The sequence below is a fragment of the Acidimicrobiales bacterium genome, assembly GCA_041394185.1.
Lineage (GTDB): Bacteria > Actinomycetota > Acidimicrobiia > Acidimicrobiales > Poriferisodalaceae > JAAETH01.
The window spans coordinates 1,214,966-1,232,487 of record JAWKIQ010000001.1 but is presented as its reverse complement, the minus strand read 5'-3'; the positions used below and the strand labels follow the sequence as shown (position 1 = coordinate 1,232,487).

20 protein-coding genes are annotated in these 17,522 nt (G+C 65.0%); 18 read left to right on the top strand and 2 right to left on the bottom strand.

Annotation, left to right across the window (positions count from 1 at the left end; genetic code table 11):
• Nucleotides 1-8: 8 nt before the first annotated feature.
• From R2770_05775 to R2770_05755, 5 genes are read left to right on the top strand one after another with little or no spacing between them, the layout of a single operon-like run.
• Complete coding sequence (locus R2770_05775) at nt 9-341, top strand: phage holin family protein (GenBank protein MEZ5279961.1); 333 nt, start codon at nt 9-11, stop codon at nt 339-341.
• The gene (locus tag R2770_05770; protein MEZ5279960.1) at nt 338-580 is read left to right on the top strand and encodes a hypothetical protein; all 243 of its coding nucleotides are present in this window, start codon (nt 338-340) and stop codon (nt 578-580) included. Before R2770_05775 ends, R2770_05770 begins: the two co-directional genes overlap by 4 nt.
• A 21-nt stretch (nt 581-601) precedes the next feature.
• Nucleotides 602-847 (top strand): hypothetical protein, encoded by a 246-nt coding sequence (locus R2770_05765; GenBank protein MEZ5279959.1) that lies wholly within the window; start codon nt 602-604, stop codon nt 845-847.
• Nucleotides 844-1,638, top strand: coding sequence for a tRNA (adenine-N1)-methyltransferase (locus R2770_05760; protein ID MEZ5279958.1), 795 nt, complete (start codon nt 844-846; stop codon nt 1,636-1,638). The genes R2770_05765 and R2770_05760 overlap by 4 nt, the downstream gene beginning before the upstream one ends.
• A 25-nt stretch (nt 1,639-1,663) precedes the next feature.
• Nucleotides 1,664-2,833, top strand: a complete 1,170-nt coding sequence (locus R2770_05755) for a MarP family serine protease (protein MEZ5279957.1) — start codon at nt 1,664-1,666, stop codon at nt 2,831-2,833.
• Between the two features lie 73 nt (nt 2,834-2,906).
• Here R2770_05755 and R2770_05750 read toward each other — a convergent pair whose 3' ends face one another.
• Nucleotides 2,907-3,143 carry a ferredoxin gene (locus tag R2770_05750; GenBank protein ID MEZ5279956.1) on the bottom strand — a complete coding sequence of 79 codons (237 nt, stop codon included), beginning with the start codon at nt 3,141-3,143 and terminating at the stop codon, nt 2,907-2,909.
• 239 nt (nt 3,144-3,382) lie between these two features.
• On the opposite strand from R2770_05750, the gene arc reads away from it, so the two are divergent.
• The 5 genes from arc to R2770_05725 all read left to right on the top strand — a co-directional run bounded on the left by arc (nt 3,383) and on the right by R2770_05725 (nt 7,374).
• Nucleotides 3,383-5,152 (top strand): proteasome ATPase, encoded by a 1,770-nt coding sequence (arc, locus tag R2770_05745; protein ID MEZ5279955.1) that lies wholly within the window; start codon nt 3,383-3,385, stop codon nt 5,150-5,152.
• Nucleotides 5,153-5,268: 116 nt separating this feature from the next.
• Nucleotides 5,269-5,625 (top strand): cupin domain-containing protein, encoded by a 357-nt coding sequence (locus R2770_05740; GenBank protein MEZ5279954.1) that lies wholly within the window; start codon nt 5,269-5,271, stop codon nt 5,623-5,625.
• A gap of 33 nt (nt 5,626-5,658) precedes the next feature.
• Complete coding sequence (locus tag R2770_05735; protein ID MEZ5279953.1) at nt 5,659-6,348, top strand: dienelactone hydrolase family protein; 690 nt, start codon at nt 5,659-5,661, stop codon at nt 6,346-6,348.
• Nucleotides 6,349-6,411: 63 nt separating this feature from the next.
• On the top strand, nt 6,412-7,041 hold the full coding sequence (locus tag R2770_05730) for a TetR/AcrR family transcriptional regulator (GenBank protein MEZ5279952.1): 630 nt from the start codon (nt 6,412-6,414) through the stop codon (nt 7,039-7,041).
• Nucleotides 7,042-7,074: 33 nt separating this feature from the next.
• Entirely contained in the window at nt 7,075-7,374 is a 300-nt protein-coding gene (locus R2770_05725) for a hypothetical protein (GenBank protein MEZ5279951.1), read from the top strand.
• A gap of 93 nt (nt 7,375-7,467) precedes the next feature.
• Here the strand turns inward: R2770_05725 and R2770_05720 are convergent, their stop codons facing one another.
• Nucleotides 7,468-8,742 (bottom strand): hypothetical protein, encoded by a 1,275-nt coding sequence (locus tag R2770_05720; protein ID MEZ5279950.1) that lies wholly within the window; start codon nt 8,740-8,742, stop codon nt 7,468-7,470.
• Nucleotides 8,743-8,771: 29 nt separating this feature from the next.
• On the opposite strand from R2770_05720, the gene dop reads away from it, so the two are divergent.
• The 8 genes from dop (at nt 8,772) to lepB (ending at nt 17,518) form a co-directional block, all read left to right on the top strand.
• Entirely contained in the window at nt 8,772-10,268 is a 1,497-nt protein-coding gene (gene dop, locus R2770_05715) for a depupylase/deamidase Dop (GenBank protein ID MEZ5279949.1), read from the top strand.
• Nucleotides 10,269-10,294: 26 nt separating this feature from the next.
• Nucleotides 10,295-10,492 (top strand): ubiquitin-like protein Pup, encoded by a 198-nt coding sequence (locus R2770_05710; GenBank protein MEZ5279948.1) that lies wholly within the window; start codon nt 10,295-10,297, stop codon nt 10,490-10,492.
• Between the two features lie 5 nt (nt 10,493-10,497).
• Complete coding sequence (gene prcB / locus R2770_05705; protein ID MEZ5279947.1) at nt 10,498-11,310, top strand: proteasome subunit beta; 813 nt, start codon at nt 10,498-10,500, stop codon at nt 11,308-11,310.
• 1 nt (nt 11,311) lies between these two features.
• Nucleotides 11,312-11,992: a proteasome subunit alpha gene (prcA, locus tag R2770_05700; protein MEZ5279946.1), complete on the top strand. Its 681-nt coding sequence runs from the start codon at nt 11,312-11,314 to the stop codon at nt 11,990-11,992.
• A gap of 77 nt (nt 11,993-12,069) precedes the next feature.
• Nucleotides 12,070-14,367 carry a right-handed parallel beta-helix repeat-containing protein gene (locus tag R2770_05695; protein ID MEZ5279945.1) on the top strand — a complete coding sequence of 766 codons (2,298 nt, stop codon included), beginning with the start codon at nt 12,070-12,072 and terminating at the stop codon, nt 14,365-14,367.
• Nucleotides 14,368-14,377: 10 nt separating this feature from the next.
• On the top strand, nt 14,378-15,736 hold the full coding sequence (gene pafA / locus R2770_05690; protein ID MEZ5279944.1) for a Pup--protein ligase: 1,359 nt from the start codon (nt 14,378-14,380) through the stop codon (nt 15,734-15,736).
• A 1-nt stretch (nt 15,737) separates the two neighbouring features.
• On the top strand, nt 15,738-16,814 hold the full coding sequence (locus R2770_05685; GenBank protein MEZ5279943.1) for a DUF3866 family protein: 1,077 nt from the start codon (nt 15,738-15,740) through the stop codon (nt 16,812-16,814).
• Nucleotides 16,815-16,870: 56 nt separating this feature from the next.
• Complete coding sequence (lepB, locus tag R2770_05680) at nt 16,871-17,518, top strand: signal peptidase I (protein ID MEZ5279942.1); 648 nt, start codon at nt 16,871-16,873, stop codon at nt 17,516-17,518.
• Nucleotides 17,519-17,522: the final 4 nt, after the last annotated feature.

Sequence of the window (17,522 nt, the reverse complement as noted above, 5' to 3'; positions counted from 1 at the left end):
CTGACGCCGTGGCAAATGAGGAACAGAACGGACTGGTGGGCGAGGCCAAGGATCTCTTCAAGCTCGTCCAGGACTATGCCAAACAAGAGACGGTAGAGCCGCTCAAGGGCCTGGCCCGCTACGTCGGCTTCGGTGTTGCCGGATCTCTCATGATGACCATAGGTCTGGTGCTGTTGGTTCTGGCCGGGTTGAGAGCACTGCAGACACAAACCGGCTCGGCCCTCGATGGCAACTGGTCGTGGGCCCCGTACCTCATCATGGTCGTGGTTGGAGCACTGATCATCGGGTTGGCTGCGCGTGCCATCGTCCGCGACCCCAACTCCGACTCTCAGGAGGCATGAAGTTGAGCAAGAAGAAGCAGGACGCGGCCGTCGAACCTTCCGACAAGATCACCCGCGACGATCTCGAAGCCAAGTTCCGCCAGATCACCGGCGAGGTCAACGAAAAGGCCCAGACCATGACCAAGGTCGGCATGGCCGCAGGCGCTGCCGCGCTGATCGCCCTGCTGATCATGGTGTTCCTGGTCGGGCGGTCGAAGGGTCAAAAGAAGACCACGGTTGTCGAAATCGTGCGGGTTTGACGTTGTCTCAGAGGCATTGACGTGAAGAAGCTCATAGCCGGTCAGGCGGCAAAACAGTTCCGGCGCCTCGGCGACACCGGCCTCAAGAGAGGTGCGGGTGGCAACGGCGTGTGGCTTGGCATCTGGTTGGTGGTCGGCGGCATCCGTTTGATGTCCAGACTGGGTGCCCGCAAGCGAGAGGTGGTGTTCAGTCGGGTGCTAGAGCCCGGCGAGACCCTCAACATCGCCCACCTGCTCGAAGACATGAAGGGTCGGCCAACAAGTTGACCGACACGCCACCCGCGGGCCCCAGGCCCTTCGCCGAGGGTGAGCGGGTGCTGCTGGTCGACTCCAAACAGCGCCGCTACCTCCTAAACCTCCAGCCGGGCGCGCAGTTCTCGAGCCATGCGGGCGTCATCTCCCACGACGCCATCATCGGGGCCCACGAGGGCATAGAGCTGCGCACCAACTCCAACGCCAAATATCTGGCGTTGCGCCCCACACTGGTCGATCACGTCCTGAAGATGCCTCGGGGCGCTCAGGTCATATATCCCAAGGACATCGGGCCGATCCTGGTGCTGGCCGACATCTTCCCAGGTGCGCGCGTGCTCGAGAGCGGCGTCGGATCTGGTGCGCTGTCCACCGCCCTGCTGCGCGCTGGCGCCCACGTCACCGGCTACGAGATCCGCGACGAGTTCGCCGATGTCGCCAGGTCGAACGTCGCCGGGTTCCTCGGAACCGAGGCTCTCGAGCGCTACGACGTTCAACTCAGATCGATCTACAAGGGCATCGACGGTGGCCCTTACGACCGCATCGTGCTGGACCTGCCCGAGCCATGGCACGTTGTCGAACACGTCGAGGCCGGTCTGGTGCCAGGCGGCATCATCTGCGCCTACACGCCCTCGATAGTGCAGGTGACCCAGTTTCGCGAGGCACTCGACGCATCGCGGTTCACGATGATCGAGACCACCGAGGTACTTCATCGGGGCTGGTATGTAAACAAACTGGCCGTTCGTCCCGATCATAGGATGGTGGCCCACACCGGTTTCCTGACCCACGCCCGCTTCCTGGGTGCGTGAGAATTGATGTCATGAGGACGCGGTATTGACCGTTCTCGACCTGCTGGTCGTCTTGTTCGTCCTGTCGGCCGGCTTCGGCGGCTACCGGGCGGGCTTTGTCGCGCGCCTCAGCGGCTGGGCCGGCTTGCTTCTGGGCGTGTCTGTCGCGTTGGCCGTGATTCCGCTGGTCGTGTCGATTCTCGACGGCGCCGACGATGCGTGGATACTGCTGGCCGCGCTGGTGGTTCTGGTTGCGTCGGCAGCCTTTGGCCAGGTTCTTGGCTTGCAGCTGGGCGAGCGGCTGCGGGGCAACATCTCGGGCCGTGTCGGATCGGCCGATCGGGTCGCGGGCGCCGTCGCCGGTTCGGTGGGCGTCCTGGTGGTGTTCTGGTTGCTCGTACCGACGTTGGCCGAGGTGCCGGGCTGGATCTCGGCCCAGGTGCGGGGCTCGTTTGTGGCCGAGGTCATCGAGGAGCGTCTTCCCGAGCCGCCTGACGCGCTGTCGGCACTGCGCGACGCGGTCGGCGAGAGGTCGTTCCCGACGGTGTTCGACGAGGCACCCGATCTGGCCGACCCCGGCCCGGCTCCCACCCAGGTGCCACTCGACCAGCGCACCCAGGCGCTGGTGGCCGAATCGGTCGTTCGTCTGCATGTGCCGGCGTGCGGCCGCATCCAGCAGGGCACTGGGTTCGTCGCCGCCGACCGAATCGTCATCACCAACGCACACGTCGTGGCCGGCGCTTCGGAGGTGACGGTCATCGACGACGTCGGCGTGAGGCACGCAGGTGTCGTTGTGGGGTTCGACCCCGAACGCGATCTCGCCGCGGTGAGGGTCGACGATCTCGACCGCCGCCCGTTGGTCACCGCGCCGGTCGAGCCAGACACCCTGGCCGCCGCGTTCGGCCATCCCGGAGGCGGCGAGCTACGAATAGCCCCCGTCCGAATCGCCGACGTGCTGAAGGCCAAGGGGCGCGATCTGTATGACGAGGTCGAGACGCTGCGCGAGGTCGTGGTGATGGCGGTGAACCTGCGCCTCGGCGACTCGGGCGCTCCGGTGGTCGACCAACGCGGCGCGGTGGTGGGTGTGGCGTTCGCAGTGGCACCAGACGGCGACGAGACCGCCTATGGCGTCACGGTGGCCGAACTAGACGCATTCATCGCCGCACAGGCTCCGGGCGGCCAGTGGCGGCCGAGCGCTGCCAGCGACTGCCTCTGAACGACGAAGACCCCGACCGGGTCGGTCGGGGTCTGTCGTACGAGAGTTGGCTAGCGGCCGTGAGCCGCCGCGATCAATCGGGTTCGATGAAGATGCACTCGCCCGGGCACTCTTCGGCCGACTCGATGACCGCATCGAGCTGCGAGTCGGGGAACGAGGCAAGACCCTCGGCGCCGCCCGGATCGGAGAAGACCTTGTCGCCTTCCTTCACGTAGGCGAGCCCGTCGTCGAGCAAGGTGAATACGTCGGGGGCGATCTCTTCGCACAGGCCATCGCCGGTGCACAGATCCTGGTCGATCCAAACCTTCATCTCTGGTGTTGCCTTCCTTTGGCCGCCGCGCTGCGGTGTTGCTTCCGGCATTGTACGGACACTGGACGTGCCGAGTTGACACCCTAGGGTCACCCGCCGACGAACAGCGTCCTTTGCATTGTCGGCTGTTCCGCCGTGGGTCTAAATGTAGCGGTTCGGCGCCGAGGTCAACGCGCAAGTCGCGTGTATCGTCGCCGACTGGAGCGCATGGCAACCGCGTCGAGGCTATGGGAGGACCGATGCCGTCGAGCAGGGACGATCACAGTCGGGGGAGCAACGGCGAAGCCGACGCTGTCCAGCGGGCTCAGCTGCGTGCGCTCGAAGAAGAGGTGATCCTGCTGCGCAGTCGCCTCCAGGATGCGCCCAAGCGGGTGCGCACCCTCGAGGAGAGGCTGCTCGAGACCAAGGGTCAGCTGGCCCAGGCGGTTTCGCAGAACGAGAAGCTCACCTACACCCTGCGCGAGGCCCGCGAACACATCGCGGCCCTGCGCGAAGAGGTCGACAAGCTCACCCAGCCACCTTCGGCCTACGGCACGCTGATTGCCATCAACGAAGACGGCACCGTCGATGTGAACGCCAACGGCCGCAAGATGCGGGTCACCTCGCACCCCGAGTTGGGTATCGACGACCTGGTTCCCGGTGCCGAGGTGGTGCTGAACGAGTCGTTCAACATCGTCCTGGCCCGCCGCCCCGACACTTCGGGTGAGATCGCCACCCTCAAAGAGGTACTCGAAGACCAGCATCGGGCCATCGTCATCGGACGGGCCGACGAAGAGCGTGTGGTCGAGCTGGCCGCCGCGCTGCGCGAGACCAAGATCAAGTCGGGCGACGCTCTGCTGATCGACACGCGGGCCAACCTGGCGCTCGAGAAGCTGCCAAAGGCCGAGGTCGAAGAGCTGGTGCTCGAGGAAGTGCCAGACGTCTCCTACGAAGACATCGGCGGCCTCAGCGACCAGATCGAGCAGATCACCGACGCAGTCGAGCTGCCGTTCCTGCACAAGGATCTCTACAAGGAGTTCGATCTGCCCGCACCCAAGGGCATCTTGTTGTACGGCCCTCCAGGCTGTGGCAAGACACTCATCGCCAAGGCGGTCGCCAACTCGCTGGCCAAGAAGGTCGCGGCAGCGTCGGGCGATGCAAGCGGCCGCTCGTTCTTCTTGAACATCAAGGGCCCCGAGCTGCTGAACAAATACGTCGGCGAGACCGAGCGCCAGATCCGCCAGATCTTCCAGCGGGCCCGCGAGAAGGCCAGCGAGGGTTGGCCGGTCATCGTGTTCTTCGACGAGATGGAGTCGCTGTTTCGCACCCGCGGGTCTGGCATCAGCTCCGACATGGAGTCGACGGTGGTGCCCCAGCTGCTGGCCGAGATCGACGGTGTCGAGGGCCTACAGAACGTCATCGTCATCGGTGCGTCCAACCGCGAAGACCTCATCGACCCCGCGATTCTGCGCCCCGGCCGCCTCGACGTGAAGATCAAGATCCAGCGGCCCGACGAGTCTGCGGCCAACAGCATCTTCAGCACCTATCTCACCGCCGACCTGCCGATCGACGACAACGAGATCATCGACCTGGGCGGTGGCGACCGTGACAAGGCCGTTCGAGTGATGATCGAGCAGACCGTCGAGGACATGTACCGCGAGGACGAGGCCAACCGGTTCCTCGAGGTCACCTACCAGAACGGTGACAAAGAGGTCATGTACTTCAAGGACTTCGCCTCGGGCGCCATGATCGAAAACATCGTGCGCCGCTCGAAGAAGCTGGCCATCAAGCGGGCCATCGCCGGTGGCAGCCAGGGCATCCGCCTCGAAGACATGATCGCTTCGGTCAAGCAGGAGTTCCGCGAGCACGAAGACCTGCCCAACACGACCAACCCCGACGACTGGGCCAAGATCTCGGGCAAGAAGGGCGAACGCATCGTGTTCATCCGCACCCTGGTCGGCAACGACGACGCCCAGAAGTCCACCGGCGGCCGCGCCATCGAGCGGGTTCAGACCGGTCAGTACCTCTAGCGCGGGCTCGCCTTCCCGATATGGAGGCGATTTCCCCTCGAAATCCGGGGCAAACCTGCCTCCATATCGGAGGAGGTCGGCTTCGCCGGCGGACTCGGGCGCTAACGTCGTGCGCCATGCCTCAGCACATCAAGTCGCCCTTCGTCGTACCCGGTGTCGAGCCCAAGCTCATCGAAGAATACGTCGGCGGGGTCAACACGTCGGCTTCGCACGTTTCGGTTGCCCGAATGGTGGCGCCGGGTGGTTGGGACGAGCCGGGCCAGACACCCGAGTTCGAAGAGGTCACCGTGGTGTTGCGCGGCACGCTTCGGGTCGAGCACGAGGGCGGCCACACCGACGTCAAGGCTGGCCAGGCGATTGTGGCGTCGGCGGGGGAGTGGGTCAGGTACTCGACCCCTTTCGAGGGTGGCGCGGAATACGTAGCGGTGTGCATGCCGGCGTTCTCGCCAGACAGCGCCAACCGCGACGAATAGCCACCATCACCTCGATGTGAGAACATCGCCGACATGGGTGAGATGGTTTCTTTCGCAAGCAATGGCAACGATGTACGGGGTTACCTTGCGGTGCCCGAAGGCGGTACGGGCCCTGGCCTGATCGTGGTGCAGGAGTGGTGGGGCCTGAACGACCAGATCAAGGGAACATGCGACCGCCTCGCAGCCGAGGGTTTCGTGGCGCTGGCTCCCGACCTCTACCACGGTGAGCTGGCCGGCCACGACGAGATGGACAAGGCCGGCCACCTGATGACCACCCTTCCGCCAGACCGTGCGGCCCGCGACATGAGCGGCGCCGTCGACTACCTGGCCGAGCACGAAGCCACCACCGGCGACGGAATCGGCGTCATGGGCTTTTGCATGGGTGGCATGTTGACGTTCATCCTGGCTGCCCAGCGGGGCGACAAGATCAAGGCAGCGGTGCCGTTCTACGGCTTCCCGGCCGGGGAAGGCGAGCCCGACTGGAGCGGCCTCACCGCCGTCGTCAGGGGCCATATGGCCAACCCAGACGACTTCTTCGGCCCCGAGGCCGCCCGTGATCTCGAGTCGCGCCTGCAGGCGATGGGCAAGGACGTGCAGCTCACGATCCACGACGCGGGCCACGCCTTCATGAACGAAACCGATGCCATAGGCACCTACGACGCCGAGTTGGCTGCCCAGGTGTGGCCCGAAGCGGTCGGTTTCCTGCACGGTCAGCTCGGCTGATCGCCCATCGGACTGAACGGGCGTTCACTTTTGGAGAACTGAACGCCACCTATTGTTGGCGCCGTGATTCAGCGAGTAGGTGTCGACCCGGGTTCGCAGGCCCGGTCGCGCGCGGTGTTCGAGCGCATCGTCGATGCGACCGAGGCGATGCTCGATGGTCGCGACTGGGAGTCGATAACCGTCGAGGACGTGTGCCTTTCGGCCGACGTGTCGCCCTCGTCGTTCTATAGGCGGTTCAGTTCCAAGGACGCGTTGCTGGACGAGATCCACAGCCGCTGGCTGACCCAACGCCTCGACTCGGCCAACGCGTTGGTCGAGTTGTTGCCGTGGGACACGGCCGAAACGCCGGAGCTGCTCCGAATAATCGCCGAGGTCTACATCGCCGACAGGGGCGAGGTTTCGGACCGGGCTCTATCCATGTTCCGGGCCCAGGTCAGCAACCCGCGGCTGGCCAAGGCCAGGATGGACACAGACCGGGCGATCATGTCGATAGTCGCCGACAGGTTGGCCGCTCATCTCGGCGCAGAGGCCGACGAGGTGCGTTTTGCCCTGATGATGCTGTCGGCAGGAATTCTGGCCGCGGTTCAGCCGCCGTCGCCGTTCGTCGAGTTGCTGGATTGGACCAACGAGGACCTCGCCGACAACTGCGTCACCATGTTCACCCGCATGTTGGGAATCTCAGAACAGGAGTGATCCCTCCCGTTTGGATCTGTACCTAACCAACTCATGCTTTCGACCCGTTTCAGCCGTATCGCCATTTCCTCCCTTCTCGCCGTGGGCGCCGTCGCCGGTTGCTCGAGCTCGGCCGAGGACCTCAGCGACGAAGAACTGCGCGATCAACTCATCGAGACGTTCACCAGCGGTGACGACGCTCTATCCGACGAACAGGCAACCTGCATCGCCGATCAGCTATTCGAGCGCGTCGAACGCGACGAGCTGAACCGCCTGGCCGACGCCGACGACGTCAACGACTTCACCGAGGAAGACACCGCCCTCATGATCGAGATTGCGTTCGACTGCATCTGATCCAACGCAGATACGCCTGATCACCTGAATCAACCGAATGGGGCCCGGCACAAGCCGGGCCCCATTTCGGGTTTTTAGCGCTGAGGAGGGGAACTATGGCAGCGGTGCCGCCGGGTCGAGGTTGCGCCCGGCCGTGACCACCAGCGACGCGCCGCGTTCGTCTTGAACCCAGAATGCTGCGAGGCCGTCGAGCAGACCGATGGGCTCAGCGGTAGCTGGCACCAGGGCGGCTTCGGGCAACGCGGTCGTCAGATGCTGCGACACCCGCTCGATGGGCAGCCATTGCCCGCCGGCGTCGAACGACACCGCAGACCAACCGGCCGCGTCGGCCACCATCACGGTCCACCGGTCGCTGACCCATCCCACGGCCGCAGCGGGCACGTCGACGTCTGCCCAGGTGAGGCCGTCGTTCGACATGACGGGTGCGCCTTCGAGGACAGCCAGGAACGCCGAGCCGAAGCCCGCGACCTCGCCAACGGCGGGTTCGATCTCGCTCCAGGACCCGTCGATCAGCGCCCAGCTGAAACGAACGGGGGTCGGGTCGCTGTAGGCATCGGCCCACAGGGTTCGCTCGGCAGCCGACAGTCCCAGTCGTTCCAGGTCGATATGCACGTGTTCGCCGCCCAGCAGGGCGATGACCGACTCGGCCGAGGCCCCTCGCACCGAGTAGCGGGGTATGTCGCTGCGCTCTGCAACACACTTCGGGTTTATCTGCGGCATCAGCTCGAGTCCCAACACCAACCCGGCGTTGCCGGCGGCGACGGTTGCCCGAGAGGACAGGGTCACGACGTTGGTGCCGAGCTCGACCTGGGGCCAGGGCGGCTGGACGTGCGTCCAGGTCTGTGCCGCATCGTCGGATAGGTACAGCGTGGGGGTGGCATCGGGGCCGCATGCTGCCGCGCGCTGGGGGTCGGGTCGGGCGACGGCTGCCACGAACGCCCCGCTCACGGTGAGCGACTCGACCTGTACCTGGGCGCCGCCTGGCCCGTTGCCCGAGGTCACCGGGCTCGGTTGCATGGTGACCGAGCCACCGGTCGGCTCTGTGGCTCCGGTCCAAACCACCTGGTCGACAAGGGCGTAGAGCCGATCGTCGCTCGAAAGCACGACATCGGGGTCGATCGGGCGCCCTGAGGGGTCGACCAGCAGGGCCGAGGCCCACTGGATGGTGTCGAGCCGCGGCGCGGTGGTGCTCGTGGTCGTCGGCGGACCTCCCGAGTTGCCTCCGCTGACAACACCCACCGCCACCAGCACGAACAGGCCGAGGGCCAGCACGGGCACCGCCCACGAACTCCGCGACCCACGCGGGTCGACACCGTCCGGGCCTGGGTCTTCGAGGATCAGGATGGGTCCGCGGTCGTTTACCCCCACATGTCGAACCTATCGGTACCCTGGCGGCTGTGGCAGTCCACAAGGTTTGCGGCATCGAGACCGAGTTCGGCATCCTTCATCGAAACCCCGACGGCGACAGCAATCCGGTGTCGGCGTCGTCGATGCTGATCAACGCGTTCGTCAACGACCGCCTCGACGGCCGCATCGGCTGGGATTTCGAGGACGAGTCGCCGGCCAACGACGCCAGGGGGTTCAACGAGTTCGACGCCCTGGCACCCGAGATCGAAACCCACCTGATCAACGCAGTGCTGACCAACGGGGCGCGCTACTACGTAGACCACGCCCACCCCGAGATGTCTTCGCCCGAGTGCTACGACCCGCGTGAGGCGGTGGTGTACGACGTGGCCTCCGAGCGCATCTTGCAGGCGTCGATGGCAGTCGCCGCCCGCCTGTTGCCCGCCGGCCAGGAACTGATTGTCCACAAGAACAACTCCGACGGCAAGGGCAACAGCTACGGCACCCACGAGAACTACCTGATGGATCGAAACACGCCGTTCGGGCGCATCGTGTCGAACATCACGCCGTTCTTCATCACCCGTCAGCTGTTCACCGGCAGCGGCAAGGTCGGCTCCGAGGCGCCGGGCTTGGGCATCGCAGAGGTGCCGTTCCAGCTGACCCAGCGCGCCGATTTCTTCGAAGAAGAGGTGGGGCTAGAGACCACCCTGAAGCGTCCGATCGTCAACACCCGAGACGAGCCTCATGCCAACTCGCGCCGCTATCGCCGTCTGCACGTCATAAACGCCGACGCCACCCAGGCCGAGGTCGCCACCTATCTGAAGGTCGGCACCACGGCAATTGTGTTGGCGATGATCGACGACGACGTGTTGCCCCGCGATGTGCAGTTCAGGCATCCGGTGCCGGCGATGCGACACGTCAGCTACGACCTGACCCTGACCGAGACCCACGAGATGCTGACGGGTGGTCGTATGACGGCCCTGGAGGTGCAGTGGGAGTACCTCGACCTGGCGCGCAAGTACGCCGAAGAACGCGGCCTCGACGTCGTGGGTGGCGAAGATGTGGGCCTCGACATCCTCGAGCGTTGGGAGCAGATCCTCACCGGCCTCGAAACCGACCCGATGTCGTTGGCCGGCCAGCTCGAATGGGTCGCCAAGCTTCGCCTTCTGCGCGGGTTCATGGACCGCCACGACTGTGGCTGGGACGATCCGCGTATCGCGGCGCTGGCCTTGCAATACCACGACCTGCGGCCCGACAAGAACCTGCACCAGCGGCTGGGTATGGAGCGAATAACCACCGATGCCGAGGTCGAGCACGCGGTGATGAACCCGCCCACGCGCACCCGCGCTTATTTCCGCGGGCGTTGTCTCGACAAGTTCAAAGACCAGATAGTCGCAGCCAACTGGGACTCTCTCGTGTTCGATGTGGGCACCGATCCGCTGAGGCGGGTACCGATGCTCGAGCCGCTGCGCGGAACCGAAGCACACGTGGGTAACTTGTTGGACACATGCGATTCGGTAGCCGAGCTGTTGGACCAGCTCGGGGCCTGAACAGCTAGAGAACGAGGCGGAGACCAATGGCTGAACGCGAACAGATCAGGCGCCCCGCACGTCGCGACGAACAACAAGACGTCGCCGAGGACGCCCCCGCGGCGTCCGAGCGGGGAAACGAACTGAAGGCCGACATCGACGACATCCTCGACGAGATCGATGATGTGCTCGAGACCAACGCCGAGGAGTTCGTGAAGAACTACGTACAAAAGGGTGGTCAATAACCCCCATGTCGATGCCCTACTTCACCCCAGGCGACGACCCGGGTCCCAACTTCGTCAGGTTGCTGGAACGCACGGGCACACAGGTGTTTCGTGAACTGCCAGGCCAGATAGACGCAGGCCACGCCACCACCGTCCTCGCGGTTCGCACCGCTCGTGGAGTTGTCATGGCCGGCGACCGCAGGGCAACTGCCGGCCACCTCATAAGCCACCGCACCATCGAGAAGGTCTTCGAGGCCGATCGTCACAGCGGCGTTGCCATCGCAGGTGCTGCGGGCCCGGCTATCGAGATGGTCAAGATCTTCCAGGTGCAGCTCGAGCACTACGAAAAGGTCGAGGGCAAGGAGCTGAGCCTCGAGGGCAAGGCCAATCAGCTGTCCGGCATGGTCAGGGGCAACCTCCCTGCCGCAATGCAGGGTTTGGCCGTGGTGCCGCTGTTCGCCGGATACGACGACCGGCGGGGCATAGGGCGCCTGTACCAGTTCGACGTCACCGGTGGCCGCTATGAAGAGCGCGACTACGCCACCAGCGGCTCTGGCAGCCTTCACGCCTCGACGGTGCTGAAGCTCGGGTTCCGCAACGACATGGACGCCGACGCAGCCATCGATCTGGCCCTTCGCGCCCTTTGGCATGCCGCCGACGAAGACTCGGCAACGGGCGGCCCAGACCCGATACGGGGCATTTACCCGATCGTGGCCACCATCGACTCGGACGGTTTCTCGAAGGTCGCCGAAGAACACGTCGCCGAGCGCGTCGCAGTGTTGACGGACGGGCTTCGAGGTGTCGACTCGCTGGGCGCCGACCAGGAAGGCGGCGACTGACATGGGCATGCCCGGCTTCTACGTTTCTCCAGAACAGCTCATCCAGGACAAGGCAGACTTTGCCCGCAAGGGCATCGCCCGAGGTCGCGCCCTGGTGGCCATGCGCTACACCGACGGCATCGCATTGGTGGCCGAGAACACCAGCGCCACACTGCGCAAGGTCAGCGAGATCTACGATCGCATCGCGTTCGGTGGTGTGGGTCGCTACAACGAGTTCGATCAGCTTCGTATCGCCGGCGTGCGTCACGCCGATCAGAAGGGGTTCGTGTACTCGCGCGAAGACGTCGATGCCAGATCGCTCGCCAACCAGTACGCCCAGATCATGGGCCAGATCTTCACCCACGAGCCCAAGCCGCTCGAGGTCGAGATCCTGGTGGCCGAGGTCGGGGTCGAAGCCGGCGACGACCGCATCTTCCACATCCTCTACGACGGCACTGTGGTCGACGAGACCGACTTTGCCGCCATCGGTGGTGATAGCGAGGCCATCCTGGCCCGCCTCGAGCAGGCCTGGTCGGCAGGTCTCGACTCGGCCGGCGCCGTCAGAGCTGCAGCATCGGTTCTGGCCGGCGAAGACCGTGCGTTGGCGGCGAGCGACCTCGAGGTCGCCCTGCTGGCCCGTGGCACTCACCGGCGCAGCTTCAAGCGGTTGTCAGATGCTGAGGTAGAGCAGCTACTGGGCTGATCGCGAACGCAGCGCGTGTTTTTGATTACGCGTTCAGTTTCGTAGCCGACTGGAAGCACCGGATCTCAGGAGGTCTGGTGCGCCCAAACGTCAAGCGCTTGTCCTCAACCTGTTTCGCCGCGTGCGCCCTTGTTGCGTCCGCCGTGTTTCCCGTCGGTTCAGCCGGGGCCGTCGAGCCCCACGTTGCCGACGAAATCGCCTCGTACGCACGCCCCGACATGGTGGTGCCCTCACCTCCAACCCCCGACTTTCGAATTGCGGTGACGTCCACCGTCGACGGGCCGTCCCAAGACACCGATGTGACCCTGCGCGGAGCCGTCGACCTGGCATCGCTGTTGGGTGGAACGGTCGAGATCGTTCTCGAACCGGGAGCCGACTATCGGCTGGGTTGCGGAACCGGCGAAGACCACAACCTCGACGGCGATCTCGACTACACCGCGTTGGGAACCTTGGTGCTTTCGGGAAACGGGGCGTCGATCAGCCCAGCGTCCGAGCTGTGCAGTCCCGACCGCCTGCTGCACGCGCCCAACGGGGGCATGGTGGTGGTCGTCGACACACATCTCAGCGGGGGCAACGGCACCGGTGACGGCGGAGCGATTCGGGCGTCGAGGGTGGCGGTCTTCGACTCGGAGCTCGTCGCAAACAGCGCGGCCGCAGGTCGCGGAGGTGCGGTATTCGCCGAAGAGTCGCTCACCATCGTGGGTTCCACCTTCACCGGCAACGAGGCACGAGCGTACGGCTCGGGCCGGCGCGGCCTGGGCGGTGCGGCGATGTCGGCGGGCACCCTGGTGGTGTTCGACTCGTTCTTCAGCGCCAATACCGCCGTATACGACGGGGGAGCGCTGGCGGTTTCGGGGTCGCCGCTCGCCGTGGTGTCCGGCTCGACGTTCGAGGCCAACGACACCTATTTTGGCCGAGGCGGCGCCCTCTTCGCCGGTGCGGGTGCCGACGTTGCAATCGTCGAGTCGGTGTTTCGCTCGAACAGGGCCAGCGCGACTACCGCTGGCGGCGGAGCGGTCTATGTCGACGGCTCGCTCGAGGTCTACGACAGCACCTTCGAGGCCAACGAGGCCGTCAGCCTTCCGGTGAGCCCCATTATCGAGATCGGTGGTGGCGGTGGCGCAATCTATTCAGAGGGCGTGTTGGCCGTGGTTTCGACCAGCTTCATCGAGAACCGATCGGGGCGTACGGGTGCCGGCGGCGCCGTCAGCCACAAGGGTTCGTTCGTTCTGATCGGTTCGATCCTGCGGGGTAACTCGGCGGGTGGGGCCGGTGGTGCGGTGTTTGCAGGCGGTGGCCGCTCCGACAACGACCACATAACGATCGACACCAGCGTGCTGACCGACAACGAATCGAGGTGGGCCGGTGGCGGGGCCTTGTTCCTGTCCAGCCCGGGCCACATCTCTGTCAGCAACAGCCGAATCTCGTCGAACCAGGCGATGCACACGGGAGCCAACGGCGGCGGGGTGCTGGTGAACGGCTCGGCGGTGATCGAGCGCACCACGGTCGACGACAACCGAGCGCACCACGCCGGCTCGGGCGGCGGGGTCCACGCCGATGTTGGTTCGAGCGTGACGCTCGACAACTCGACGGTGTCTGGTAACTGGGCCGGCTCGGGTGGCGGCGTTGGGGCAGGCACCAGCCCCAGTGGCGGCGTTCGGCTGCTGCACAGCACGATCGCCGGCAACGGCGCGCTGGTTGGTTCGAACCTGTCGGTCGGTTCCCTGCTGCAGGCAGCGGGCTCGATAGTGTCCGATCCGATCGGCCCCCAATCCTGTGCTGTCGGGCCCAGGCCGTTGAGCCTGGGAGGCAATATCGATGGTGATGGCTCTTGCGGGTTTGACGGCGCGGGCGATGTGGTCGTTGCCGACACGCCCGTCACGGCCGACCTGGCCGAGGTGGATGGCGTCGCCGTGCGCGAGCCTGTGGCGGTCGCAGCCCTCGACAATCTGCGCGGCCTTTGCGCCACGGCGGGGCTCGACCAGCTGGGCAACAAGCGAGGCGACGCCTGCGACAGCGGCGCGGTCGAGATGCCAGGCCTGCTGGCGGTCGACGACCAGATAGCTCTGCGTTCGGGGGCTGCATTCACCGTGAACCTGCTGGCCAACGACACCGTCGGTAACAAGCCGATAGTCGCCAGGTTCGTCGACATCCAGCCGGCGAACGGCGTGACCATGTCGGGCAGTCCCGAGGCCTTGACCCTGAAGGTTTCGCGACGGGCCCAGCCGACCGTTCTGGGTACCTACGAGATCTGTTACCCCGACGGCGCTGGGTGCTCGAAGGCCACCTTCGCCCTTGTCGACTCGACGGCTGTCGGGTTGGGTATCGCCTCGCTGAGGGTGCCCAGCACCGGTGCAGCGGGCCTGGCCAGGTAGCCTCACCCAGATGGAGCGGCGCATCTTCGGTATCGAGAACGAATACGGCGTCACATGTACCCAACGGGGGCAGCGACGGCTGAGCCCCGACGAGGTGGCCCGCTATCTGTTTCGACGGGTCGTCTCGTGGGGTCGCAGCTCCAACGTGTTTCTCGCCAACGGTGCCCGGCTGTACCTCGACGTCGGCAGCCATCCCGAGTATGCGACGCCAGAATGCGACACCGTCTACGACGTCGTGGTTCACGACCGTGCCGGCGAGCGCATCCTCGAACAGCTGATCGTCAACGCCGAGGAGCGCCTGAACGAGGAGGGCATCCGCGGCACGATCCACCTGTTCAAGAACAACACCGACTCGGCCGGCAACTCCTATGGCTGCCACGAGAACTACATGACCAGCCGCACCGACGATTTCAGTCACTACGCCGAGGTGTTGATCCCGTTCTTCGTGACCCGCCAGATCTTCGCCGGTGCCGGCAAGGTGCTGCACACCCCACGTGGGGCCATGTACTCGATCGCCCAGCGCGCTGAGCACATCTGGGAGGGCGTATCCAGCGCCACCACACGCAGCCGGCCGATCATCAACACTCGAGACGAGCCCCATGCCGACGCCGAGCAGCATCGGCGGCTGCACGTCATCGTCGGCGACTCGAACATGTCCGAGTACACCAACTTCTTGAAGATCGGGTCCACGTCGATCCTGTTGCGGATGCTCGAAGATCCGGCGGTGGTGCTTCGAGACATGACCCTCGAGAATCCCATTCGGGCCATTCGCGAGATCAGCCACGACATCACCTGCCGGCGCAAGGTGCGCTTGGCAAACGGCCGAGAGGCCTCGGCCTTCGACATCCAGAGCGAGTACCTCAACCGGGCGCTTCGTTATGCGGCCAACCACGAACTGCACCCAAACGAGGTGCAGGCTCTCGAGATGTGGGAGCACTGCATGACCGCTATCGAGAACGATCCGTTGACCCTCGACCGTGAGGTCGACTGGGTTATCAAGTACCACCTCATCGAGAAGTATCGGGCCAAACACGGCCTCGACCTCGATTCGGCCAAGGTGGCATTGCTGGACCTGCAGTACCACGATGTCAATCAGGAACGCGGCCTGTACTACGTGCTGCAAGACCGTGGCGCGGTCGAGCGGGTCTGCAACGACGACGACATCTATCACGCGGTCGAGAATCCACCCGCGACCACCCGCGCCCGTCTGCGGGGCGAGTTCATACGAAAGGCCAAGGAGCGCAAGCGCGACTACACCGTCGATTGGGTTCACTTGAAGGTGAACGATCAGGCCCAGAGAACCGTGTTGTGCAAGGACCCGTTCAAGGCTTACGACGAGCGGGTGGAGAAGCTCATCGAGAGCTTGTGACATGGCCAGCTTCCGAACCGGCGTGGTGACCGAACTGATCTCGTTGCGTCCGGGGATGCAAAGGGTGATGGTCGACGGCAGGCCTGCCTACGCACTCACCCAGATCGTCGGCGAGTTGGCTTTGGCAGATCGGGTCGTGGTGAACACCACGGCGCTCGACAGGGGGTTGGGCACCGGCGGCAGCGATGTCGTGCACTGGAACCTGTCTCGCGACTCGCTGAGTCTTCCCGGCCCCGGCCATGTCATGTCGGTCCGGTACACGTCGGTCCAACACGATGCGGGCACGTGGGACACCGACGATGGTCCCGGGGCGGCGGATGGGCCTCACGACACCAGGTCGCTGGTGCACGGTGTTCCGGTTGTGGGGTGTGTGCTGCACAGCCATGCCATGGCGTTGTGCGCAGCGATCTGTGCCGCCCAGCCGACAGCGCGGGTTGCGTTCGTCATGAACGAAGCCGGGGCGCTGCCGCTGGCCCTATCCGATCTGCTGGCAGCTTCTGTCGAAGCGGGCACGGTTAGCGTCACGGCTTCGGTCGGCCAGGCATTCGGCGGTGCGGTCGAGGCGGTCACAACCCCATCTGCTGTTGCCGGCTGCGTGCATGCAGGGGCAAATGTGGTGGTGCTGGGTCCTGGCCCCGGCCATGTCGGAACCGCCGACCCGCTGGCGTTCAGTGGCCTGTCGCTGGTGGGCGACCTCGATCTGTTGCGTGCTGTCGGCTGTCGCACCGCTCTGGCCCTCAGATGGTCCAGCGCAGATCTGCGCGACCGGCACCGTGGCCTTTCGCACCACAGCGCGACCCTTCTTGAGTTGATGGCCCGCGATCACGAGGTGCCTGTGCCAGATGCCGACTTCGCTGCGGCGGTCGAAGCGGTCGTTGCGAGCGCAGGCGCCGGTAGCTCACCGGTGATATCCGACCCCGTCGACGTAGCCGCAGCTTGTAGTGCATTCGGCCTCGAGGTCTCGACCATGGGACGCGCGCTCGCCGACGACCGAGGGGCACTGTCGGCAATAGGTGCTGCGGCGCGGTGGGCTGCGGGGCTTTCCTCGAAGGTTTCAGGGTCGACCTACAACGGGTGAATTGGCTGACGACCGACCTCTCCAGCACCTTGCGGCTCCTGTAGGCTCGGCGCTCAGTGACCTCCACCGACGCCGACAACGCCGAATCAGCCTCGGCTCCGTCGTACTTCGATGTCTCGGCAGAGTGGAATGGCCACGAGGATGACATCTTCGAGGACACTCCCGAGCTCGAAGAGGGCCGGTCTGCGTTGCGCCAGACGCTCGAGTGGGGTGCGGTCATCATCGGTGCACTCATTGCCGCGCTGGTAATCAAGACTTTTCTGTTCCAGGCGTTTTTCATCCCGTCGAGCTCGATGGAGCAGACGCTGCAGATAAACGACCGGGTCCTCGTGAACAAGATCGCCTACCAGTACGGGGACATCTCGCGAGGCGACGTGATCGTGTTCCATCGTCCGCCGGCCGCCGCCCCCAGCGACACAGACGAGTTCATCAAGCGGGTTATTGGCCTGCCGGGCGACACGCTCGAGGGCATCGACGGGGTCGTTTACGTCAACGGCGAGGCGATCGACGAGCCGTACATCGACCCCGGTGATCTCACTTACAACCTCCCGGTCACCGTTGTACCCGAGGGCCATCTGTGGGTCATGGGCGACAACCGCAACAACTCCCAGGACAGTCGGTACTTCGGACCGATCTCTCAGGACTTGGTCGTCGGCAAGGCCTTCTTGATCGTGTGGCCGCCCGGGTCGATCGGAAGCCTGTAACCCT